This window comes from Polaribacter sp. Asnod6-C07 (assembly GCF_045063625.1).
GTDB lineage: Bacteria > Bacteroidota > Bacteroidia > Flavobacteriales > Flavobacteriaceae > Polaribacter > Polaribacter vadi_A.
In genome coordinates, this window is the sequence record NZ_JBEFOF010000005.1 from 3,357,994 (window position 1) to 3,381,937 (window position 23,944).

16 protein-coding genes are annotated in these 23,944 nt (G+C 29.2%); 4 read left to right on the forward strand and 12 right to left on the reverse strand.

The features are described 5' to 3' along the window. The first annotated feature begins 146 nt into the window (after window positions 1–146). The gene (locus ACJJVK_RS14660) at window positions 147–1,382 is read left to right on the forward strand and encodes a DUF1566 domain-containing protein (RefSeq protein ID WP_405567277.1); all 1,236 of its coding nucleotides are present in this window, start codon (window positions 147–149) and stop codon (window positions 1,380–1,382) included. Between the two features lie 184 nt (window positions 1,383–1,566). Here the strand turns inward: ACJJVK_RS14660 and ACJJVK_RS14665 are convergent, their stop codons facing one another. From ACJJVK_RS14665 to nfsB, 7 genes are all read right to left on the reverse strand, one after another. Beyond that, window positions 1,567–3,462 (reverse strand): monovalent cation:proton antiporter-2 (CPA2) family protein, encoded by a 1,896-nt coding sequence (locus ACJJVK_RS14665; protein ID WP_405567280.1) that lies wholly within the window; start codon window positions 3,460–3,462, stop codon window positions 1,567–1,569. A gap of 3 nt (window positions 3,463–3,465) precedes the next feature. After that, window positions 3,466–4,062 carry an NAD(P)H-dependent oxidoreductase gene (locus ACJJVK_RS14670; protein ID WP_405567283.1) on the reverse strand — a complete coding sequence of 199 codons (597 nt, stop codon included), beginning with the start codon at window positions 4,060–4,062 and terminating at the stop codon, window positions 3,466–3,468. Window positions 4,063–4,325: 263 nt separating this feature from the next. After that, window positions 4,326–5,741, reverse strand: coding sequence for an efflux transporter outer membrane subunit (locus tag ACJJVK_RS14675; protein WP_405567286.1), 1,416 nt, complete (start codon window positions 5,739–5,741; stop codon window positions 4,326–4,328). Between the two features lie 5 nt (window positions 5,742–5,746). After that, entirely contained in the window at window positions 5,747–8,884 is a 3,138-nt protein-coding gene (locus tag ACJJVK_RS14680; RefSeq protein WP_405567289.1) for an efflux RND transporter permease subunit, read from the reverse strand. A 23-nt stretch (window positions 8,885–8,907) separates the two neighbouring features. Beyond that, the gene (locus ACJJVK_RS14685) at window positions 8,908–10,038 is read right to left on the reverse strand and encodes an efflux RND transporter periplasmic adaptor subunit (protein ID WP_405567291.1); all 1,131 of its coding nucleotides are present in this window, start codon (window positions 10,036–10,038) and stop codon (window positions 8,908–8,910) included. Between the two features lie 14 nt (window positions 10,039–10,052). Beyond that, window positions 10,053–10,556, reverse strand: a complete 504-nt coding sequence (locus ACJJVK_RS14690; protein ID WP_215996087.1) for a GbsR/MarR family transcriptional regulator — start codon at window positions 10,554–10,556, stop codon at window positions 10,053–10,055. 1,014 nt (window positions 10,557–11,570) lie between these two features. Next, window positions 11,571–12,230, reverse strand: coding sequence for an oxygen-insensitive NAD(P)H nitroreductase (nfsB, locus tag ACJJVK_RS14695; RefSeq protein ID WP_405567294.1), 660 nt, complete (start codon window positions 12,228–12,230; stop codon window positions 11,571–11,573). Between the two features lie 237 nt (window positions 12,231–12,467). On the opposite strand from nfsB, the gene ACJJVK_RS14700 reads away from it, so the two are divergent. After that, window positions 12,468–12,809 (forward strand): winged helix-turn-helix transcriptional regulator, encoded by a 342-nt coding sequence (locus ACJJVK_RS14700; RefSeq protein ID WP_405567296.1) that lies wholly within the window; start codon window positions 12,468–12,470, stop codon window positions 12,807–12,809. 83 nt (window positions 12,810–12,892) lie between these two features. On the opposite strand, the gene ACJJVK_RS14705 is transcribed toward ACJJVK_RS14700, so the two are convergent. The 4 genes from ACJJVK_RS14705 to ACJJVK_RS14720 form a co-directional block, all read right to left on the reverse strand. Continuing rightward, complete coding sequence (locus ACJJVK_RS14705; protein WP_405567299.1) at window positions 12,893–13,804, reverse strand: helix-turn-helix domain-containing protein; 912 nt, start codon at window positions 13,802–13,804, stop codon at window positions 12,893–12,895. Window positions 13,805–13,979: 175 nt separating this feature from the next. Continuing rightward, on the reverse strand, window positions 13,980–15,071 hold the full coding sequence (locus tag ACJJVK_RS14710) for a type 1 glutamine amidotransferase domain-containing protein (protein ID WP_405567301.1): 1,092 nt from the start codon (window positions 15,069–15,071) through the stop codon (window positions 13,980–13,982). Between the two features lie 173 nt (window positions 15,072–15,244). Beyond that, window positions 15,245–17,737 carry an ABC transporter permease gene (locus tag ACJJVK_RS14715; protein ID WP_405568385.1) on the reverse strand — a complete coding sequence of 831 codons (2,493 nt, stop codon included), beginning with the start codon at window positions 17,735–17,737 and terminating at the stop codon, window positions 15,245–15,247. Window positions 17,738–17,781: 44 nt separating this feature from the next. Continuing rightward, window positions 17,782–18,471 carry an ABC transporter ATP-binding protein gene (locus ACJJVK_RS14720; protein WP_215996082.1) on the reverse strand — a complete coding sequence of 230 codons (690 nt, stop codon included), beginning with the start codon at window positions 18,469–18,471 and terminating at the stop codon, window positions 17,782–17,784. Between the two features lie 27 nt (window positions 18,472–18,498). Between ACJJVK_RS14720 and ACJJVK_RS14725 the strand changes: the two genes are divergently transcribed. Continuing rightward, entirely contained in the window at window positions 18,499–19,239 is a 741-nt protein-coding gene (locus ACJJVK_RS14725) for an arylesterase (RefSeq protein WP_405567303.1), read from the forward strand. Window positions 19,240–19,493: 254 nt separating this feature from the next. Here ACJJVK_RS14725 and ACJJVK_RS14730 read toward each other — a convergent pair whose 3' ends face one another. Further along, window positions 19,494–20,669 (reverse strand): response regulator, encoded by a 1,176-nt coding sequence (locus ACJJVK_RS14730; RefSeq protein WP_405567305.1) that lies wholly within the window; start codon window positions 20,667–20,669, stop codon window positions 19,494–19,496. 183 nt (window positions 20,670–20,852) lie between these two features. On the opposite strand from ACJJVK_RS14730, the gene ACJJVK_RS14735 reads away from it, so the two are divergent. Next, on the forward strand, window positions 20,853–23,942 hold the full coding sequence (locus ACJJVK_RS14735) for a hypothetical protein (RefSeq protein WP_405567307.1): 3,090 nt from the start codon (window positions 20,853–20,855) through the stop codon (window positions 23,940–23,942). Window positions 23,943–23,944 lie beyond the last annotated feature (2 nt).

Below are 23,944 nucleotides of genomic sequence, written 5' to 3' on the forward strand. Positions count from 1 at the left end.
TTACTTTAACAACTCTGAAAAAACAGCAGGTAAAACAATATAAAAGTTAGTAGTAATTCTCACCTTTATACTTATAAGAAATAAATTTACTCAAATTTAAACCTATCTTATTTATTTTAGTCAAAGACTAAAAACAACCATAAATTATGAAAATAAATTTCTTATCTCTATTTTTATTATATACCATAATCTTTGGTTGCAGTAAAAATGATGACACCATTATTCATAACGAATCTGATGAGGAAGAAGTGATTATATTACCAATTCCTGATAAACCTTACACAATTGTTGATACAAATGTTTTTGAGTTTTACAATGATGAAGCTATAATAACAACACCAACTGTAGGTAAGGCTTTTTACGGACAAGATGCAACTTACAATGGTAACCAACCATCGTACACTGAAAATGGTGATGGAACAGTAACCGATAATGTTACAGGATTAATGTGGCAACAAGATATGGGCAATAAAATTTCTTATGATGATGCTTTGGTATTAGTAGAAACCATCAATTTAGGTGGATATACAGACTGGAGAATACCTACAATAAAGGAACTTTATTCATTGGCTCAATTTACAGGACAATGTTTTGGTGATGATTCTGTAAAAATGTTTATAGATACAGAATACTTTAAACAACCTATAGGAGATGAATCTATTGGCGAAAGAGAAATTGATGGACAGACATGGTCTAAAACACTTTATGTAGGACTTATAATGAATGGAGACGAAGCAATTTTTGGTTATAATTTTGTTGATGGCAGATTAAAAGCCTATCCTAAATACAAACCATCTGATGGTTCTCCAAACACTATGTATTTTAGAATGGTAAGAGGTAACCAAGATTATGGTAAAAACAACTTTACAGATAATGAAGATGGAACAATTACAGATAATGCAACAGGATTAATGTGGCAACAAACTGATAATGGTAATACTTACGATTGGGAAAACGCACTAAACTACACAGAATCCCTTACACAGGGAGGTTACAACGATTGGAGAATGCCTAATGCAAAAGAGTTACAAAGTATTATTGATTATACACGTAGCCCTTCTACCTCTTTTTCTCCAGCAATTGACCCATTGTTTTCTTGTACACCAATTACAGATACAGAGGGTAATTCAGGACAATATGGTTATTATTGGTCAAGTTCACCATTAAAAGATGGCCCCAATCCATATACAGATGCAGTTTACTTCTGTTTTGGAAAATCACAAGGAGTAATGAATGATAATCTTATGGATGTACATGGTGCTGGAGCGCAACGTAATGATCCAAAATCTGGAGATGCAGATAATTACCCAGCCAATTTTGGTCCACAAGGTGATGTTCAATATGTATATAATTTTGTTAGAGCCGTTAGAAATATTGAATAATTACTGACAACAAATTACTGTGTTAAAAAACAAGCAAAAAGGCAATCATACTTACTACAATACTTCTCTTTTCTTTAAAACTAAGTACTAAAATCAAAAAGACAATATTTATCACCTATTGATTTAAAGTAATTCGTATAACCACTATCTCTACTAAAAAAGTAATGATGCTTTTCTTATACATTTACAAAGTATAAGATTTGGATTTTTTTAAGGTTTGTTTAATCTGTTCACTATCCCAATGATTATCAAAATCGACCACGCCCCTTTTAAAATCTTCGTTTAAAAACTCCTCTTGTTGTTTTAATTCTTCTCTAGCCTTAAAAATATAATTTTCGCCTCTATTGGGTTCTTGAGCTAAACGTCTTAAACTGTCTTCATCGTACTTTTTAAAGTTTTGAATTTGTCTATTTAAAGTATATTTTCTAAAACCCATTTTACTCAAAACATCTCTAGCCAATAATAAAGAAGTATCTAAAGATTCCCTATAAATATTGGTATGCCCCAGGTTTAACAACTCATAAGCATCGTATCTATTTTTAGTACGAATCATTAACTCTACGTGTGGGTATTTTTCGAGAACCAGATTACTAATGGCTTTAGAAACCTCTATTTTATTGGTAGCACAAATAACAATTTTAGCTTCTGCAATACCCGCAGATTCTAGTAAATCTACTCTTGTAGCATCTCCATAATATACTTCAAACCCCATCTTTCTTAAAAAATCTACACGATTAGAATCATGGTCTAAAATGGTAGCTTCTACTCCATGAGATCTTAAGAAACGTCCAATAGTACTACCAAAATGACCAAAGCCTACTAAAATTATTTTTTGTGATTTTGCGATATGATCCATAGGTCTTTGTACAGATTCTTTTGTACCTATTTTTGGTAGAATAAGACGTTCATTTATCATACTAATAATTGGTGTTAACGACATTGATAAAGCCGTAATTACCAAAAGCATATCCATTTGTTCTTGCTCTAAAATATTTAATCCGAAGGCAAAAGAAAGTAATACAAAAGCAAACTCCCCAATTTGTGCCAAACCAAAGGTTAGCAATAGGTTTTGATCTAGTTTTAATTTAAACACTTTACCTGTAATAAATAAAACCAGGGCTTTGATAATTATAATGGCAATTAAAACCCCACCAATAGTTAAGGGGTTTTTAGCAATTACAATAAAGTTAATGGACGCACCAACTGCCATAAAAAACAGCCCTAATAATAGATTTTTAAAAGGCTCTAAAGTACTTTCTAATTCGTGTTTAAACTCACTATTAGATAAAACTACACCTCCTAAAAAAGCACCTAAAGCAGGACTAATTCCTACAAACTCCATTAAAAATGAAATACCAAAAACAATTAAAAAAGCGGCTGCAATTAGTAATTCACGCACGCCTGTTTTTGCCACTTTACGCAACATAGGCACAATTAAAAATTTACCTGCAACAATTATAATAACTACGGATAAAATAATAGCCAAGGTTTGGAAACCCATTGGTAAATTCTGAATTAAACTAACAGAATCGCTATGTGTATCTGTAGATACACCTTCATCTGGATTTGCCAATAATGGGATAAAACCCAACATAAAGATGACAATTATATCTTGAAACAACAAAATAGAAAATGCTGATGTACCAAAAGTGGTATCCATTAAGCCCTTTTCTTTAATGGTTTGCATGGCAATGGCTGTAGAAGATAAAGCAACTGCCATAGCAATAACTAAAGCCACTTTAAACTCAAAACCTAATAATGTAAATAAGATATAAGTAACTAACATTGTACCCCCAACTTGTATGCCACCCATACCTAAAATGGTTTTACGCATGTTCCAGAAGTTTTTAGGCTCTATTTCTAAACCAATTAAAAACAGCATCATTACTACACCAAATTCAGCAAAGTGTAAAATATCATCACCCTCTTCACCAATAAAACCAAAAACATAAGGGCCTATTAAAACTCCTGCTAGTAAATAACCAATTACAGAACTTAAGCCTAGTTTTTTAGCTATGGAAACACATAATATAGCACCTGCTAAAAACATTATGGCTTCAAAAAGTAAACTACCTGTCATAATTTATGTGGTATTAAGTTGTGGAATATCATTTAAAAAAGAGATATTTTCGAAATCATTTAGCGTTAAATTGCTCTGTAATAAATCGATTGCTTCTCCGTATTTAATTTTAGATTGCTCTAAAATATCTTCTGTTAATTTATGTGTACCCATTACTGCAAATGGTGGAAAATAAGACATATTGCACAAATTTGCAGTTTGCTCAAAAGGTCTTAAAAACTGTCTTACTGTAAAGCTATTTGTACCTTCAGAACAATACATAGCTTTTGATGCACCAGTTGTAATGGTATTTAAACAAATTTTACCCTCTAAAGCTTTACCTTTTGGTCCATAAGCCCAGTTGAACTCTAACACCATGTCTATCCATTGTTTTAATAAAGGCGGACAACTATACCAATAAAAAGGATGATGCCAAATGATAATATCATGCTGTTGTAACAGTTCTTTTTCTACTTTTACATCGATATGAAAATCGTGATATTTTTCGTATAAATCGTGTATAGTAACATTCTCTTTATCTTTAATATACTCAATTAAAGCTGTGTTTACGGTTGATTTTTCGTATTTAGGATGTGCAAATAGTACAAGTATTTTTTTCATATGGTTGTTGATCTGCTATATTGTAAATGTAGATTTTAAAATCTTAAACTACTATTATTATCTGAGCTTGGAAAATTATAAAATGAAATTAAACAAATTTACATTAAAAGAGGCAAAAATATTTCTTGATACCTTAGAACATTAACCCAATATACTCTTTGTTCTTTAAAAATCTATATTAAAAAAAGGTTTGAATATTTAAATATTCAAACCTTTTTCGTATCAACCTGAGTGCTCTTAATTACTCAGATTTTATAATGATATTATTTTAAGCCACCACCAAGAGCTTCATACAAATCTACAATAGCTTTTAATTGTTGCAATTTACTATCAATTACATTTAACTCTGCACTTAAAGCACTTTGTCTTGCCGTTAATAAATCTAAATAATTGGCATACCCATTTTTAAGTAATTCCTCAGAATTGGCTTCTGCAGATCTTAAGGCTTCTACTTCGTTTTTTCTAAACTGAAACTTCTTTACCTCTGCTTCATAAGAAAACAAAGCGTTAGATACTTCGTTACCTGCTGTTAATAAGGTTTTCTTAAAGTTTAACAATGCAGTTTCTTGATTGGCAAGCGCTACTTCTTTTTGTGTTTTTAACTTTCTTTGATTAAAAATAGGTTGTGTAATTCCGCCAATTATGGTTGCAAAAAGTGAGCTTGTATCAAATAAATTATCTACATCTAAACTCTGTAAACCACCTGAAGCAGTTAATGTTAAAGAAGGATAAAAGCTACTATTGGCAACATTGGTTAACTGAAAAGACTGAATTAAGCCAAACTCTGCAGCCATAACATCAGGTCTGTTTCTAAGTAAGGTTGAAGGTACACCCAAAATAATATCTTGTTCTATTTTTTGATTGTTTAAATTACTACGTTTAAAATTTTGAGGTGTTTTACCCAATAAAATACTCAATGTATTTTCTGTTTTAAATATAGCCGTTTTAATATCTACTTGTAAAGCCAAAGCACTGTTGTATTGCGCTATATTTTGGTCTACAGCAACCTGAGTTACTTGTCCTGCTTCTTTTAAAGCTTTAATTGTTGTTACTCCACTTTTACGAGTTTCAATGGTTTCTTGGGTTACTTTTAATTGCGCATCTAAAGCCAATAAATTGTAATACGTATTAGCAATACTAGCTATCAATTGGGTTTTTACAGCCTGATGACCTGCAACATTTTGCAAATATGCAGCTTGTGTAGCTTTTACATTGCTTTTTATTTTACCCCAAATATCGGCTTCCCAAGATAAATTGGCAGTAACATCGTAAGTATCTAAACCACCACTAAACAAGGAACCAAACTGACTGTTTTCTGATAATTCTTGATGTGTAGCATTTGCACCAATGCTTGCGGATGGCAAATAACCAGCTTTACCTTGTTTTACATAAGCTTCTGCAGCTACCATTTGTTGAATGGCAATACGTACATCCATATTATTTTGTAAACCCTCTGCAATATAGTTTTGCAAATATTGATCTGTAAATAAATTTTGCCAAGAAACATCTGCCAAAGATTTACTATCTGTTTGCAAATTTTCTGTTCTATATAATTTTTCTGTTTCGCTAAGTTCTGGTCTTGTATACTCTTTAGCTGAAAAACAGCTTTGTAGTACAAGTGCCATAATTACTAAAACTGTCCCTTTTTTAAGGTGATTATTTTTTATGATAAGTTTCATCTTTTTTAAGCTTCAATTGTTTCTACTTTAGGTGTACCAGAAATTTTTTCTTGTAACCATTGGAATAAAATAAATAAGATAGGAATTACAAAGACTCCTAAAATGGTACCAATAAGCAATCCTCCAACTGCTCCAGTACCAATAGATTTATTTCCTTCTGATCCTACACCTTTTGCCAACACTAATGGCATTAATCCTAAGATAAAGGCAAAAGAGGTCATTAAAATAGGACGTAAACGAGATTTAGCACCATCTATAGCTGCTTCTGTAATACTTTCACCATTTTTTCTTTTTTGCAATGCTATTTCTACAATAAGAATGGCATTTTTAGCCAACAAACCTATTAACATAATTAATGAAATTTGGAAATAGATATTATTTTCTAAACCTAAAAACTTTGTACTTATGTATGCTCCAAAAACTCCAAATGGTAAAGATAATACCACTGCAAAAGGCAGTAAATAACTTTCGTACTGTGCACTTAATAAGAAATAAACAAATAGAATACTTAGTATAAATATAAAAGTTGTTTGATTACCAGCCCCTACCTCTTCACGAGTTAAACCAGAGTAAGCAACAGTGTAATTGCTTGGTAGTTTAGCCACTTCTTCTTCAATAACTTTAATAGCATCACCTGTACTAAACCCTTGGTTAGTTGCTCCTGTAATACTTGTAGAATTTAATAAGTTAAAACGAGTTACAGATTGAGGTCCATATACTCTTTTTAAGTTAACAAACTGTGTAATTGGGGTCATTTCTCCAGAATCTGTACGTACATACATACTGTTTAAAGCATCTTTATCTGCTCTGTCTTCTGGTAAAGCTTGTATGTAAACTCTAAATTGTTTTCCAAATTTAGAAAAATCAGATGCATAAATACCACCTATATACCCTTGTAAAGTTGAAAAGATACTGGTTACAGAAACCCCCTTTTCTTTTGCTAAAGGTACATTTACTTCCATTTCATATTGTGGGTAGTTTGTGTTAAAGGCAGACTGAGCATATTTAACTTCTGGATGACTCATTAAAGCTGCTGCAAATTCTTGATTAGCTTTGTCTAAGTCTTTGAACTCTCCTCCAAATTTATCTAATAAATTCACTTCAAATCCTGCAGAATTACCAAACCCTCTAATACTTGGAGGTGAGAAAAAGATGATTTTTGCATCAGGCACTGTAGCAGCAATACCAAATAATTTTCCAGTAATGGCTTGTGCAGAAAGTGCATCAGTTTCTCGCTTGCTCCAATCTTCTAACTTTATAATTCCCATACCATAATTTGCACCAGTACCATTAATCAAACTTCTTCCTTTTATAAAGTTTACACCAACAATGCCCTCCATACCATCAATTTTAGCATAAAGTTTTCTTGCAACTGCATCTGTTCTATCTAAAGAAGCACCTGCTGGTAACTCTATATTTGCAAAAATAATTCCTCTATCTTCATTAGGTACAAAACCTGTTGGTGTGGTGGTAGAAGCCCAATAAATTCCTACACCAGCAATAATTAATAGCAATACAGAAACAAATTTGTTTTTATAAAGGAACTGTAATGATTTTCCATATTTATCTACAGTGGCATTAAAACCACGATTAAATAAAGTGTAAAAACGTTTTAAAGGACTTTTACCTTTTAACTCTTCATCATTTTTATGCCCTTTTAATAATAAAGCACATAAAGCAGGACTTAATGTTAATGCATTTACTGCAGATATTAAAATGGCAATAATTAAAGTAACCCCAAATTGCTCATAAAAAACACCTGTTGGACCTGTTACAAAAGTTACAGGAATAAATACAGCCGCCATTACTAAGGTAATTGAAATAATTGCCCCAGAAATTTCGTTCATTGCTGTTAATGTTGCTTTTTTAGGATTGTGTTCTCCTTCATCCATTTTTGCATGTACAGCTTCTACAACAACAATGGCATCATCTACCACAATACCAATGGCTAATACTAAGGCAAAAAGTGTTAATAAATTAATAGAATACCCAAATACATTTAAGAAAAAGAAGGTACCAATAATAGATACAGGTACTGCAATTGCTGGTATTAATGTAGAACGAAAATCTTGTAAAAAGATAAATACAACTAAAAACACTAATAAAAAGGCTTCTAATAAAGTTGTAATTACCTTATCTATAGAAGCATTTAAAAATAAACTTGTATCATAAGGAACAAAAATGCCTAAACCATCTGGTAAATCTTTTTCTACAACAGATAATGTAGTTTTTATGTTTTCTATAATTTCTTGTGCATTAGATCCTTTGGTTTGAAAAATACCCATGAATACTGCAGGGTGCCCTAAGCTCATAGCATTAGAAGCGTAAGATTGTGCATCTAACTCAATCGTTGCCACATCTTTTAACCGTAAGAATTCTCCATTACCTAAGGCTTTTATTACAATATTACTGTATTGTGCCTCGTTTTTAAAACGACCACTATAAGTTAATGTGTAAGAAAAAGATTCTCCATTATTTTGACCTAAAGAACCAGCAGCAGCTTCCAAATTTTGTTCTGCTAAAGCTGCAGAAATATCTGAAGGAATTAAATTATATGCAGCTAGTTTTTCTGGCTTTAACCAAATACGCATGGCATAATCTTGTTGAGAAAATACACTTACATCTCCAACACCACTAATACGTTGCATAGCTGGAATAACGTTAATTTTTAAGTAATTTTGAATGAAAGTAGCATCGTAATTTTCGCTTTCAGAATACATAGAAACAAACATTAATGCACTTGTTTCTACTTTTTGTGTAATAACACCTGTTTGTGTTACTTCCGAAGGTAATAATGGTGTGGCTCTAGCTACACGATTTTGAACATTTACAGCTGCAATATCTGCATCCATTTCCTGATCAAAATAAACGGTAATTTCTGCTGTACCTGTATTTGATGCTGTAGAAGTTATGTAAGTCATACCTTCTACACCATTAATTTGCTCTTCTATAGGTATAATTACACTTTCTAATACTGTTTCTGCATTGGCACCTGTATAGTTGGCTGTAACTTTAATAGTTGGCGGAGCAATATCTGGGTATTCCTCTATAGGTAAACTAGTTATACTAATTACACCTAGTAAAACTATGATAATAGAGATTACTGTTGAAAGAACGGGTCTTTCAATAAATGTTTTTAACATGATGTGATATGTGTTTTATTTATCTAATTTCTAAATAAGGTAGCTATTTGTGTTGTTGCTTCTTTAAATGAAGTTTCTTGAGGAGAAATTTCCATTCCGTTTCTTAGTTTTCCAACGCCAGAAACTATAATTTTATCATTGGTAGTAATACCAGATTCTACAACATACAAATTATCTACAGTTCCTTTGATTTTTAAAATGGAAGCCACAGCTTTGTTGTCTTTATCTAATTTAAAAATCATGATGTTTCCTTGTTGCTCAAAAGTTGAAGTTTGTGGTACAACTATTGCGTTTTTATATTCTATAGGAAATCTAATTTTACCACTATTTCCATTAGTTAATATTTCGTTAGGATTATTAAAAGCAGCTCTAATTTTTATAGTTCCTGTATTTTGGTTTATTTGACCTGTACTAGTTTGAATACGTCCTTTTTCAGAATACATCTTTCCATTGGCTAAAATGAGACTTAAATCTGGTGAGTTTTTAATACGCTCAGCTTTATTCTGACCTTCTGATCTTTGTAAATGATCTATATATTGTGCTTCATTAAAACTAAAAAAGGCATACACTTGGTCTATTTCGCTTACAGTTGTTAAAGCTTTTGCATCACTTGGGCTAATTAAAGTTCCTTCTCTAAAATTAATAGCACCAACATAACCATCTATAGGGCTTTTAATTGTTGCATAACCAATATTTGCAGTAACACTACTATAATTAGCTTTTGCTTGTGCTAAATTGGCTTTAGCTGTTTCTAATTGCACAGCACTAATAATGTTCTTTTCTACTAAAGGAATTAATTTATTTACTTCTACTTGTGCCACGTTTACACTTGCTTTTGCAGCATCTGCATCTTGACTTAAAGATTGTGTTTCTAATTTAAAAAGTAATTGACCTTTATGTACTTTTTGTCCTTCATCTACATATACTTTTTCTATATAACCAGATGTTTTTGCTCTTACATCACTATTTACAACACCCTCTATTGTTGCAGGATAATCTGTATAACCTGTTACAGTTTTTTGTTCAATTTTTGTTACAGGAAAAAGTAATACTGGTGCTTTAGCAACTGCTTGTTTTTGCTCTGTTTTAGCACAACTTGCAATCACTAATAATACACTTAGAGATAATATGATATAAATTTTATTATGTTTCATTTTATATAAATTGTTTAAATGTCGAAATTTTTGTCTGTTAGTTTTATTCTTAATTCTTCCATTGAAGCTCTTGCTCCATCTATAAAATGGATGTAATCATTATGAAAGTTTAAATCGAATTTTTCACTTTCATTTTCTATTCTTTTAATATTTTGCTTATTCTTATAACTTTTAATTTCCTGATGTAGCTTTCTTACTTCTTGCCACTCATTCATTAATTTATCTATATGCTGAATTATAATATTTTTATTAATTACGTAATATTTTTTACGATCTCCTGTTTTTGTGAAATACACTATTTTATTTAAATCTTGTAAATGATGTAAATGAGTAGAAATTGTACTTTTGCTTGCACATAAAATGGTTACCATATCTTCAAAAGTAGTTCCCTGTTTACCTGTTAAAATAATGTAAGATAAAATACGAGCTGCTACAGGAGCTAACTGTTCTCTGTTTTCTAAATGTACTCCTAGTTTTTCAACCAAAGCCATTTTGTCTTTACATGTTTTTTCTTTCATTTTTAATTATTGCTTACTGTCTCTGATTCGTAAATTATCATAAGCAGTAAAGTTCCATGCAAAGATATATAGTTAGTTCTGAACAAACCGAACTAAACGAAGTTAAAAGGATGTTAAATAAAATAAACAAGTAAACACCTGTTATTATGCGTATTATAATATACTAAATAATCAATTTTTGAATTATAACTAACTATTGTTAACAATAATGAAGTACTCTCTAATATACTATTGATTAAAACTTAATCTTAAGCAACTAGATGAGGTGATTCATAATGACATTTACTTTATAATTTATCAATATCAAAAGTATGTACAAGTAGTGTCTTTATACGCATCAAAAGCTGCTAAATAATTCAAGGTATTTGCAACTTTTTCTGCAGAAGAACAAAACTGTCAATAAAATTTATCTCAATTATGGTATAAATAAAGATCCTTGATTTACAGAAATCTTTGTAATATTTGAATGTTTATTACAAAATGGAAGCTACATTTAATTTAAGCAGAAGTATTGTTTGCATTTATAGTAAACTTTCTTTTTGAAATACCTTTTTTAAACTTATACTAATCAGTAGAACTTAAATTCATAATTCAAGTAACTTCAATTAATTTAATATTGGTGAAATATTTTTTGTTAAAATGAATGATGCTAGATAATTAATAGTCATTTTTTTATCAAATAAGTCTTTGAAAAAATATTACACGTTGATAATTTACTTCACATCTAATGTGAAGGTGTTAATATGAGGTGATGAAGAAAATATTATATTAAATTTCACTAATAAATCTGCTGGTTCTGTTTTGGTTTTGTCTCAACAAAGTTTTCTTGCAGACAGACTTTTATCTTTATGTAGTGGATTAACCACCCCTATTCTATTTTGTCTTCAGTTACTACTTCATTTTTTGATGTAATACTTTAGTAGTTGGTGTTTTTGCGTTTGCGTAAACACCAACTATAAAAAACTAATAAGAATGCTATTTTTTATTATACTTACTATTTTTCAATGATTAAGATTATATTTCAGTAAAAATTTCACTTTCTGATAATCTAGATTTTGGAGTTTTTTCTGTAGAATTAAAATCAGAATCAGCTCTATATCCTATAGAAACCGCTACTAAAGAAGTGTAACCTTTTTCTCTTAATCCAAATTCTTCATCTAATGCTTTTACATCAATACCTTCCATTGGTGTAGCATCTATGCCTAAACTAGCAACCCCTAATAAAAAGCTACCAATGTTAAGGTATACTTGCTTTTCCATCCAATGTTGTAAATCTTTTAAATCGTATTTATGAATGCCTGCAAATGTTTTTACAGCACCTAAAAATCCGTTTTTTATATCTTCATTTGGGAATCTTCCACTTTTATCTTCTGTATCAGCAATGTGCTCATAATAAGCATCGTCTGCATCAATTTTAGCACAAAACAAAACTACTGCAGATGCATTTTTAACTTTAGGTTCATTAAAACTGAAAAAGCCTTGAGTACCTTTTGCCATTCTTGCCTTACCTTCTGTAGTTTCTGCAATGATAAAATGCCAAGGTTGCAGATTTACACTAGAAGGACTCATTCTTAATAAATTTTTGACTTCAGCCATATCTTCTTCAGATATTTTTTTGGTTGTATCATATTCCTTTGTTGTGTATCTCCAATTTAAAGTTTCTCTTAAATTCATAATTATATGTTTTTAAATTATACTATCTTTTTTATAGTGACAAAAGTAAGTATAGTAATTATTATTTACAATAACTATCAAAAATGATAGTATAAAAATAGGTGACAAAAAACATCATAAAACAGTAATTAACAATAATTTAAAAAAAATGTTAACTATACTATAAAAAGTATAGTTGTATAATTTATGATAGTATATTATCTTTGCAATTATATTACAAAATTTAAACGCTAAATTATGTATAAATTAAAAGGAAAAGAGTACCCTTGTTGTGCTAGTTTAACAATGGGCTTTATTGGTGGTAAATGGAAAACGGTTATCTTATATCATCTAAGAAAAGATACCCTTAGATATAATGAATTAAGAAAACAAATACCTACTGTAACAGAACGTACTTTAAGCTTACAACTAAAAACACTAGAAGAAGATGGCATAATTAAACGAAAAGTTTATACCTCTAAGCCTCCTTTAAAAGTAGAATATTCTTTAACTGATTTTGGTAAAACATTAGTACCTGTTGTGCAAGCTATTGCAGATTGGGGTGTAGCAACTGTAAAAGAAAAGGGTGAAGTTTTTTAGTTTTTGTATTTTCTAAGTAAAGAATTACAACAACAGTTTTATTTTATTTCAGAAATATTTATTTAAAAAATTATTTGTAAAAATTACTGGTTCACACTCTTTCTAAAGGATGATGGTGTAACACCTACAAATTTTTTAAAAGCTGTATTAAAAGAAGACAAACTGCTAAAACCAGCATCAAATGCAATGGAAGCAATGGTTAAATTATCATTTTTTGAATCATTCAAAAGATTTTTTGCAACATCAATTCTATAAGAGTTTATAAAATCGTTAAAGTTCTTTTGTGCATATTGATTAATAATTTCTGAAGTTTTCTGAGTAGTTACTCCTAACAATTTACTTAGTGTAGTTAAAGAAACATCAGCTTTTAAATACATTTTATTAGTTATTACCAAATCAGAAATTTCTTTAAATAATGCAGCATTTTCATTTACTTTAAAAACTTCTCCATCAATATCAGTAATTTTTAGTAGATATGCTTTATAACTTAAAAAATAAATAACAATAGAATACATTATTGGCCCAATAATATAAGGAACAGCATCTTCTATAATATTTAAGAAATACGAAACCCAAATAATAACAAAACCAATCACTAAAAAGGTTAACCAATCTAAAATTGCTTTTTGAGATTTGGTTTGTAAGCTATTATTTAATTGTTTTTTTAAACGCAATACTATTTTAATAGCTATAAAAATATATGTTGCAAAATGCAGATAAATAAAGATTATAATACTCCCAAATATGATAACAGTAGTCGGATTATTAATATCATTTTTATCCGCAAAAAAACTTGCAATGAATATCATTACAAATGGTAATAATTCTACTAAATGCTGCTTACTTAACTTAAAATTAGGCGTAGTCATTACCAACATATATCCTCTTAAAAAAGGACCAATTAATAAGAGTAAAGCCAAGCCAATTATTATAAATGTAGGTTCTAAATTATCACCAAAATTTAGCATTATTGATTTACCAATTCTAAATGCCATAAAAAAAAGTATCAACCCTAATAAATAGTTTGATACCTTTTTTTTCTTTTTAAACAGAAATAAATGTATTGCAAATAGAATACCGTGTAAAAGTCCTACACTGCTTAAGATGATTAAAAGTATGTCTATAAATTTCAATTATTTTTTATTCCAAATTTAATTATTTTTTCTCTTTTTAAGACTCACAGCTTTTAGTAAATGACAATAAATTTAAAATATTAAAAAAATCACCAATCTCTACTTTCATAACTGAGACAATTGTATGTTGTGCTAATAACATTCTGTCTATAGATTTGTTTTCTAAATTTATCATATTTTCGATAGCATTTTTTGCTTTCTGTTTGCCTTCTTTACTATAAATGGATAAAACTTTAATTGCATTTTCTTCTGCAGTTAATCTTCTTTTCTTAGGTGTATTACCAAGTTGTTCTATCATTTTTTCTGCTAAAGCCCAAGTAGACCAAGGATTTTGACCTGTAATTAAGTTTTTATCTTGACTAATTTGTTCTAAATACATACCTCCTTTATTAAAATTAGCTCCTTGTTCAGTTAATTTTTCTTGCAATAAAAATGGAAAAATAGATTTTGCATCAGGAATTAGAAGTAACTCTTCTTCATTTGTAAAACCACTTACTGATTTATTCTCTAATAAATGTTTACCATTAGTCAACCTAACATTTACCAAAGCTGCAGGTCCATGACAAACTGCACCAATCACTTTATTAGATTCATAATACTCTTTAACAATATTTTGAATTGATTTATCATTAGGAAAATCGAACATTGCACCTTTACCACCAACAAAATAAATAGCATCGTAATTGTCTGCTATTACATCTTTCATTGCAATGGTATTATTTGTTTTTTGTTGTGCAATTTTATCATTTAAAAAAGCAAAATCATAAGCACCCATATCATCATTATCGATAATAACTTTAGGTTTACCACCTAACGTACTTGCAACATCTACTTGATAACCATTGGCTTTAAACACATAATATGCTCTTGATAATTCAGTTAATTCATAACCTGTTTTTTTACCTGTAATTCCTATAGTTTTAGTACTGGTAACAACTGCTAAAATTTTCCCTTTTTGAGGAATAATATTTTCTGATAAATAAGGTAAATCTTTAACTGTAGTACTTTCTAAATTTAGATTCGTAGATGGTAATAAACTCACAAACCAAAAACCAAAACATACTAGTATTACTAAAAGTGATAACAAAAAAAGTAAAACCTTTTTTACAATTGGGTATTTTTTAAACATAACATTTCATTTTAATTATTTGGCTAAATAATGCGGTTTTTATGACAAAACCTGATGAAATGATAATTCAGTCAGTGTAAAAATTATTTAATTACCCTTAAAATGGAAATTAAATCTTGTTTGATCTAAAAATTACTCAAAACATTTTTTCTAACTTTAAAATTTAAAAATGCCTAAACCTCTTTTCTTAAAACTTCTAAAGGCGGACTTTGTAAAACTGATTTTAAATTACTTAAACCAATTAAAACTACTAGAATAGTAATAGTTGGCACAAAAACTAAAAACGGAATTGCAGAAGGTATAAAAGGTTCTTTAAACAATAATGTTGCTAATAATTGGCTACCTACTAAAGACAAAAGAATACCTGTTAAACTACCCAACAAACCTAAATACACATATTCTAAAGCAGTTATTTTTAATATTTGCTTGCTTTTAGCACCTAGAGTTCTCAATAAAACACTCTCTTTTATTCGTTGATATTTACTGTTACGTACAGAACCAATCAACACAATAAAGCCAGTTAAAATACTAAAAAATGCCATAAAATTAATAATCCAAGAAATTTTATCTAAAATATCTTCGACAATTGTAAATACTTGTCGTAAATCTAAAATGGTAACATTTGGAAAATTTTTAACCAAATCCCTTTGTAAATCTGCTGAACTTTCTTCATCTGCAGCATAGGTTGTCATTACATTAAATTGTGGTGCTTTTTCTAAAACCCCCTTAGGAAAAAGAATTAAAAAATTTACTTGCATACTACCCCAATCTACTTTTCTTATACTCCCCACTTTTGTGTTCATTAATACACCTTGAATATTTAAAGTAACCTTGTCACCAATTTTTAAATTGGCATCTCTTGCTAAACTTTCTGATACAGAAATTGGCACAGGTTGTTCTCTATCAAATTTACCTGTAAACTCCCCTTCTAACAGTTCTTCAGTTTCTACTAAATGATCTCTATACGTAACCCTGAATTCTCTATTTAACATCCATCTACGCATTTTAACAGTAGTATCTTTTCTAATTTCATTCGCTAATTTTCCACGAATACTATGCATACGCATTGTAATAATTGGTATGTTATCAATTACCTCTAAACCTTTACTTTCAAAATTCTGTATCAATGCTTTTTCTTGAGTGCTTTGCACATCCATTAAAATAATATTAGCATCAGTTTTTTTGTTTTCTATGGATGTTTTTGCTAGTAAAATATCTTTGGTAAAATACAAGGTGCTAATTAAAAAAGTACCTAAACCAATAGCAACAACTAACACCATTGTTTGATTATTAGGTCTGAATAAATTTAATAAACTTTGCCTACTTGTAAAGCCCCAGGAACTTGGAAAAAACTTTTTTATAATCTTGATAAATAAATTAGAAACACCTGCTACTATTGCAAAAGTGATGAAAATTCCGATGGTAAATAGCAATCCATTTAATGCACTTTTTAACATCCAAAAAGAAAACAAAAAGATGAATAACAGAATGGCTAAAACTACTAATATTCTTGCTTTTTTAGGTTTCTGCTGATTTTCTTCTTGACCTCGTAAAACTTCTAAAGGCGAAACATACCAAGTACCTAACAAAGGTAATAAAGCAAATAAAACCGACATTATAATCCCTAAAACAATCCCCATTAAAATTGGTTGAAAAGAGATAGAAATTTCTACGCTAAAAGGTAAAAACTCTTGTAAAATATAAGGAAATAAGAATTGCAAAGCAGTACCAATTGCAGATCCAATAATACCTCCAATCAATCCAATTCCTAAAATTTGAATCATATAAATTAAGAAAGATTGTTTTCTAGAAGCACCTAAACACTTTAAAACAGCTACATTCTTTAATTTTTCTTTAATATAAATATGTACAGAACTTGCAATACCAATACAACCTAATAAAAGTGCAATAAACGCTACTAAATTTAAAAATCTTCCTACATTATCATATCTTCTGCCTAGATTTCTACTCGTACTTGTATGTGTATCTAAATCAGCATTTTCATCATCTAAAATAGGATCTATTTTTTTGTCTAATGCTTCTAAATCTATTGTAGGATTTTTAAAAAAATATTGATATTCTGTTCTGCTTCCTAATTGTAATAATTCTGTTTTTTCTAAAAATCGAAAAGGAATTAACACAGAAGGTGCTATTGAAGATGAAATAGCTGTACTACCAGGAATCGATTTTAAAGCACCAATTATTGGAAAGGTAACTTTACCTAGTTTTATAGAGTCTCCAACAGCTAAATCAAATTGTAACAACAAAGTAGCATCAACCAAAGCACCACCTAATTCTTGATAGGTTTTACCAGCATTTTCAGGAACTGTAGTTAAATTTCCATAAAAAGGGAAAGCCCCTTGTAAAGCTCTTACTTTTACTAATTTTGTACTTTCATTTTTTGAGAAAGCAGCCATAGAAACAAAATTGACTTCAGAGGCGTCTGCCCCTAAAGAATCTATAATTTTCTGTACTTTTTCTGATGGTTTTTGTCTGCTATCAATAATAAAATCTGCACCCATTAAAGATTTGGATTGCTTTTTAATATTGTCTTTTAAATTATGGCTAAACAACTGAATAGAAACCACAGCTGCAATACCTAAAATGATAGATGCCATAAAAAGCATTAACCTAGAAAGGCTGGCTTTACCATCTCTCCATGCCATTTTTAACAACCAATTGAAACCTGCTTTTGAGTTCTTTTTGCTCATTAAACTTGTGCTGTTTTTTCGTTAGAAATTATCTTGCCTCCTTTTAATCGTAAAATTTGCTGAGTTCTGTTTGCTAAATCTAAATCGTGAGTAATGATTACTAAAGTTGTACCAGCTTCTTTGTTTAATTCAAACAATAATTGAATTACTTTTTCACCAGTTTCTTCGTCTAAATTACCTGTTGGTTCGTCTGCAAATAAAATTGCAGGTTTGTTAGAAAAAGCTCTTGCTAAAGCTACTCTTTGTTGTTCACCACCAGATAATTGTGTTGGGTAATGATGTAATCTATCTCCTAAACCTACTTTTGTTAAAAGTTCAATTCCTATTTTAGAAGCATTTTTATCACCTTGTAATTCTAAAGGTACAATTACATTTTCTAGTGCTGTTAACGTGGGTAATAATTGAAAATTCTGAAAAATAAAACCTACATTTTTATTACGTAAAGCTGCTCGTTCATCTTCATTTAAATCATGTAAAGAAGTACCACATAACTCAACTGTACCTGCTGTAGGATAATCTAAACCAGCACATAAACCTAAAAGGGTTGTTTTTCCACTACCAGAAGGACCTACAATAGAAAAAACACTTCCTTTTTCTACAGAAAAAGAAATATTGTTAAGTACTGTTAATTGTTTAGAACCACTGGTATATGTCTTCTCTAAATCATTAATCTTTAATATCTTTGACATTATTTATTTTTAACTTTAAATTAAAATATGCTGAATCTGAAAAATAATCATTTGCTAAAGAATATCAACAATCAAAGCCGTACAATTTTCTTAAAATTCTGTTATTTTTCTTTAGCATTATTGTTGTTTTCTTGTAAATCTGATGCTCCTAAATCAGAAAATTCATCAAAAACAATTGAAAAAGAAATACAATCAAAAGTTGAAGAAACTGCGTCTAAAAGAATTGTTTTTTTTGGTGATAGTTTAACTGCAGGTTATGGTTTAGATGATGTTGAAAATGCTTTTCCTGGACTGATTCAACAAAAAATTGATAGTTTAGGCTTGTCTTATACTGTTGTAAACTCTGGGATTAGTGGCGAAACTACTTCTGGTGGAAAAAACAGAATTGATTGGGTTTTGAATCAAAAACCTGATGTTTTTATCTTAGAATTGGGGGCAAATGATGGTTTAAGAGGTATAAATTTATCAGAAACAAAAAAAAATTTACAGTTTATAGTTGATGCTGTAAAAACAAAATATCCTGACACAAAAATTGTTTTGGCTGGTATGCAAATTCCGCCAAATATGGGACAAGATTACACTTTTGAATTTAGAAATATTTTTCCTGATTTGGCTAAAAAAAATGATTTAACGTTAGTTCCATTTTTGCTAAAAAACGTTGGTGGCATTCCTTCTTTAAATCAATCTGATGGAATTCACCCAACAAAAAAAGGCCATAAAATATTGGCTAGCAATGTTTGGGACGTTTTATATCCTATTTTAGAATAAGTTAATTTACACATCTTTTTAAGCCCACTCTTTTAATTGCCTTTATATAATGGATTTGGTTATGGCAAATTTTTAATGAGTTTCATTAAAAGTAAATATTTCAATGTGCTGTATTATTATTGATTTATATGATTTTTTGCTAATGAAATAATCAATCCTGAAATTAAAAATTTGATTAAAAAAACATCTAAAATAAAAAACAACCTTAGTTATCTAAAGTTGTTTCATATTTCTAATTTAATATTTTATTATGCTTATCTATTTTTCAGAAAATTCTCGTACTTTTTTTTGCTTCTGTATGTCCAAGCAATTTCACCTAACTGCCCTATAATTTTAATAGAATCTTTCATAGATAATTTAGATCCATCAGCATGAATCCACCTTTTTAAAGGTTGTTCACACAACATGACTTTGGCTTTATCAAGACCATAATGTAATGTCATTCGTTTAAAAATCTCTACATCAAAGATCCATTGTGTAACAAATTTATCTTTAAAAGAAACCTCTATTACATCTTTATGGAAAATTTTAGCACCACATTGTGTGTCTTTAAAATCCATTTTAAGAATTTTTCTAATAATGTAGTTTACAGAAAGACTAATAATTTTTCTTGCAGATTCTTTTGTAATATTTGCACCCATTCTACTAATTCTAGAACCACTAACAATTTTATATTTATCGTTATTTTCTATGGTGGAAACTAAATCATCAAAATCTAATAAATCTGTAGATAAATCTGCATCTAAGAAACCAATGTAATCTAAATCTTCTTCTTTAGCCATGTGCAGCATACCTAATCTTACTGCTTCTGCTTTACCTCCATTTTGTTCACAGTCGTAAACTGTAATAAAATCTTCTCTACCTTCTCTTAATTTATTTAAAACTTCTAAAGTTTTATCTTTACTACCATCGTTTACAAAACATAGGTGATACCCAGAATTTTTATCAATAAAATTTAAAAACTCTTTACTTAACAATCTATCTTCTTCGTTATAACAAGGTATTACAACCCCAACACATCTTTGTTGTATAAGAACATTTTTGTAGGCTATATTTTTACTTTCTTTATCAGGTACTCCAATTAATCTTTTTGTTCTTGAAAAAACCTCATTTAAACTTAATGGCTTTTTCATGTAATCATTAACACCTAAATCAAAAGCTTCTGTAATTATATCATCATCTGTATTACCACTTAACACCATAATTGGGGTTTGTGATTTTTTTTCTTCTCTAATATACTTTACTACTTCTATACCAGAAGTTTCTGGCATATTAATATCAACAATAACTAAATCTGGTTTAATGGAATCGAATAATTCCATTCCTTTTTTTGCATTTGTTTCTGTAATTACTTCGTATCCAAATTCCTTTAATCTACTTTCGAGGGGAATCAATACTAATTTTTGATCATCAATAGCTAAAATCTTCATAACAAAAAGTTTAATTGTTGGTTAAATATACTACAAAAATGACTGTATTATGATTAAATATCTATAATAATTGACTAAATAGCATACATATTTAGTTGAATTACATTTTAATAGCGATAAATAAAATTTAATCGATAATTAATTTCATTTATCTTTACATAATAAAAGCTGTTATTACCATTAATGAAAGAAAAAACGAATAAATATCTTATTGCTGCAGTAATTCTTGCGTTAATATTTCATGGTTCATCAATCTTTTTTACTTTAGAGTATACTTATGATGCATTAATTCATTTATTTTTTGCAGATCATTATGCTAATAGTTGGTTTGAACCTTGGAATTATAAGTGGTATACTGGTTTTACAGTTCAGAGTTATCCTCCATTAGTACATCAATCAATTGGTGCTTTATCTTTAATTGGTGGTTTAAAATTTGGGCTTTTTACAGTCGCCATTATTAGTATCATATTATTTGTAACTGGTGCCTATCGTTATTCTTTACTAATTACAGCAAATAGAACTGCATCTGGTTATGCAGCAATTTTAGCTGTTTTTTCATCATCATTTGTAGAAACTTTACATATTTTTGGTCAACTACCCAGTATTATTGGAGTTTCTGTGCTAATGCATTCTCTACCAGAAATATATTTATGGCTAAAAACTGGTAAATTTAAATTCTTTTTAACCTCACTTTCTTTAATTTCTGTAACTGTAACTTCTCATCATGTTACTCCTATTTTTGGGATGTTATTTTTCATATTTCCTCTAATAGGTACTGTTATTATGGATGTTGCTAGAGAAGAGGTAGATTCTTTTAAAGATGTAACTTTTGGTCTCTTTTTAAAAACCTTTTTTAAGCAACTAAAAAAGAACTTGGCCTTTGGGTTTTCTGCACTATTTTTAATTATATTTTGCATTTTTCCTTATTGGTTAAATTCTAAAAAAAATCCTATTACACAGGTTCCTATACCTCATGGCTCTAGAGATAATTTTCTAGAAATAACGTCTTCTGGCTTGGTATTTTTTACAATTCCTTGGGGAATATTAATGTTTATAATGCCTTATATTTTTTATAGATATTATAGTAAAAGATACATCTGTTTTGGTTTATCATTTACCATGCTAACTATTTTAGGTACAGGTGGTACAACTCCTATTCCTAAAATGATTTTAGGTGAAACTGCATTTAATATTTTAACTTTAGATAGGTTTACTCTTTGGGGTTCTATAATGTCTATTCCCATATTTGGTGAGTTTGCTTATAGATTTGTAGAAGGTGATTTAAAAGATTTAATTCAGAAAAGATTTGGTGCAGTTTATCATAGATTATTAGGTGGTCTTTTAGCAGGTTTTTATGTAGCAATGGTAATTTTCACAATGAGTTTGGGGTATTTTAGACCTTCTCAGCCTCAGAAAATTAAAATGCTTCCAATTGTAAATTTTTTAAGTCAAGATTCGCATGATAAATGGCGGCATTTAACTTTAGGTTTTGGAGATCAAATGGCTTGGTTAGCAGCACAAACGAAAGCTATGAGTGTAGATGGTAATTATCATTCTGCAAGAAGACTACCAGAATTAACCACAAGGCCTATAGAACGTTTAGAAAACTCAAAATTTAAAGGTGTTGCAGGTATTGGTTCTTTGCAACAGTTTTTAACAACACCAGAAAAGTATAATTTAAAGTATATATTTTCTAATGATAAATTTTATGATCCAGTTTTATTTTTCTGTGGATGGCAACGTTTATCTCAATTAGAAAACGGAATTATGGTTTGGGAAAAGCTAAATGTACCACCAGTTTCTTCAATTTTACCAAAAGAAGATGTACAAACTTGGGTAAAAGTTATGTGGGGTACAATCCCTTTTTTAACGGTACTTTTAGCTTTTATTTTTAATGTACAATCAATATTTATTAATAGTTTAAAAACAAAATTTAAACCTAAGCCAGCTTATTTTAAATTTCAGAATAATTACAGTAAATTCTCTAATAAAGTATTAAATGCTTTACATATTTGGGCTGTAGTATTAATTATTACAATTGCTTTTGCCTGCTATATGTTTTATATTAAAAATGAAACACAAAGGTCTCCAGAAAATGTAGTAAAAGCTTATTATGATGCTATTGATTTTAAAGAACTAAACACAAGTTTTACTTATATAGACCCTAAAGATGAACTAACAAGAGACCAATATTTACTAGAAATCTCTGTTACAGATGGTTTACTCAGTTCTTATGCAAAATTAGATGCTATACAAACAGAAATACTAAAAGAAACTGATAGTTTAACGACTTTAAAAGTTGAAACTAAATGGATTACTCCTTTAGAAAAACTAACAAAAACTGAATATAGAACTGCAGTAAAAAGAAAAGGAAAATGGTACATTAAACCTACCAGAAAATCGATTGATTTACCACCAGACCAACTATATTCAAAGAATTCTACTGGTTATTTTAATCAAGGTAGACGTAGAATAACAACAGAGCAAACACATCATGAAGATATTTTAAAACAACCCGTTTTAGAAATTGTATCTGCTAAATTGATAAAATTTAATAAACGTTATTCTATTATTGGTAAAGTGCAAAACATAGATAATGTACCTGCAGATGTTGTTTTAAAAGGAACTTTATATAATGATGATAACAAGGAACTAGCGACTTATAATGCTAAGCATATATTAAAACATAAATTAATGCCTAAAGAAATTTCTGCTTTTAGAATAAATTTTGAGGGTATTGCTTGGTCTAAAACTAAAGATTCTATTCCTAAAACATTTAATCCTGATGAATTTACACCTGTAGAATTAAGTGAGCAACCAACAAAATTTAATTTACAAGCTGCAGGTAATGTTTCTAATTCTGATTTATTTAAAGATGTAGTTTTAAGCGAAATAAACATTAAACCAAATACAATTAGTGGTACTTTGTTTAATAGTGGAATTCAAGAAATTACAATTCCGCAAATTATTATTACTTTTTATAATGATAAAAAAGAAATGATTTGGGTAGATAATCTATTCTTAAAAGAAGGAATTAGACAAGAAAGAAAATTGAATTTTAATTACCCAATTCCTGAAAACCCTATTGTAAAAGTTATTAATGATGATATGAGTTTTTGTTTTGTAAATGGTTTACCTAATAAAGACATTGCACACAAAATAATCCCTAAAAGAATAAAAAATCATACTCTTGGTAAATTGCAAAAAATAGAGCATCCGATATTTAGTTATGCAAAAATTGAATTAAATATTTACATAGGTAACCCCAAATAATT

Bases quoted from the DNA above. Each gene is read 5' to 3' on its own strand.
- ACJJVK_RS14725 (WP_405567303.1), top strand. From the start codon at position 18,499: ATGCTGAATCTGAAAAATAATCATTTGCTAAAGAATATCAACAATCAA.
- ACJJVK_RS14665 (WP_405567280.1), bottom strand. From the start codon at position 3,462: ATGACAGGTAGTTTACTTTTTGAAGCCATAATGTTTTTAGCAGGTGCT.
- ACJJVK_RS14680 (WP_405567289.1), bottom strand. From the start codon at position 8,884: ATGTTAAAAACATTTATTGAAAGACCCGTTCTTTCAACAGTAATCTCT.
- ACJJVK_RS14720 (WP_215996082.1), bottom strand. From the start codon at position 18,471: ATGTCAAAGATATTAAAGATTAATGATTTAGAGAAGACATATACCAGT.
- ACJJVK_RS14660 (WP_405567277.1), top strand. From the start codon at position 147: ATGAAAATAAATTTCTTATCTCTATTTTTATTATATACCATAATCTTT.
- nfsB (WP_405567294.1), bottom strand. From the start codon at position 12,230: ATGAATTTAAGAGAAACTTTAAATTGGAGATACACAACAAAGGAATAT.
- ACJJVK_RS14735 (WP_405567307.1), top strand. From the start codon at position 20,853: ATGAAAGAAAAAACGAATAAATATCTTATTGCTGCAGTAATTCTTGCG.
- ACJJVK_RS14685 (WP_405567291.1), bottom strand. From the start codon at position 10,038: ATGAAACATAATAAAATTTATATCATATTATCTCTAAGTGTATTATTA.
- ACJJVK_RS14710 (WP_405567301.1), bottom strand. From the start codon at position 15,071: ATGTTTAAAAAATACCCAATTGTAAAAAAGGTTTTACTTTTTTTGTTA.
- ACJJVK_RS14675 (WP_405567286.1), bottom strand. From the start codon at position 5,741: ATGAAACTTATCATAAAAAATAATCACCTTAAAAAAGGGACAGTTTTA.
- ACJJVK_RS14670 (WP_405567283.1), bottom strand. From the start codon at position 4,062: ATGAAAAAAATACTTGTACTATTTGCACATCCTAAATACGAAAAATCA.
- ACJJVK_RS14715 (WP_405568385.1), bottom strand. From the start codon at position 17,737: ATGGCATGGAGAGATGGTAAAGCCAGCCTTTCTAGGTTAATGCTTTTT.
- ACJJVK_RS14690 (WP_215996087.1), bottom strand. From the start codon at position 10,556: ATGAAAGAAAAAACATGTAAAGACAAAATGGCTTTGGTTGAAAAACTA.
- ACJJVK_RS14700 (WP_405567296.1), top strand. From the start codon at position 12,468: ATGTATAAATTAAAAGGAAAAGAGTACCCTTGTTGTGCTAGTTTAACA.
- ACJJVK_RS14705 (WP_405567299.1), bottom strand. From the start codon at position 13,804: ATGGCATTTAGAATTGGTAAATCAATAATGCTAAATTTTGGTGATAAT.
- ACJJVK_RS14730 (WP_405567305.1), bottom strand. From the start codon at position 20,669: ATGAAGATTTTAGCTATTGATGATCAAAAATTAGTATTGATTCCCCTC.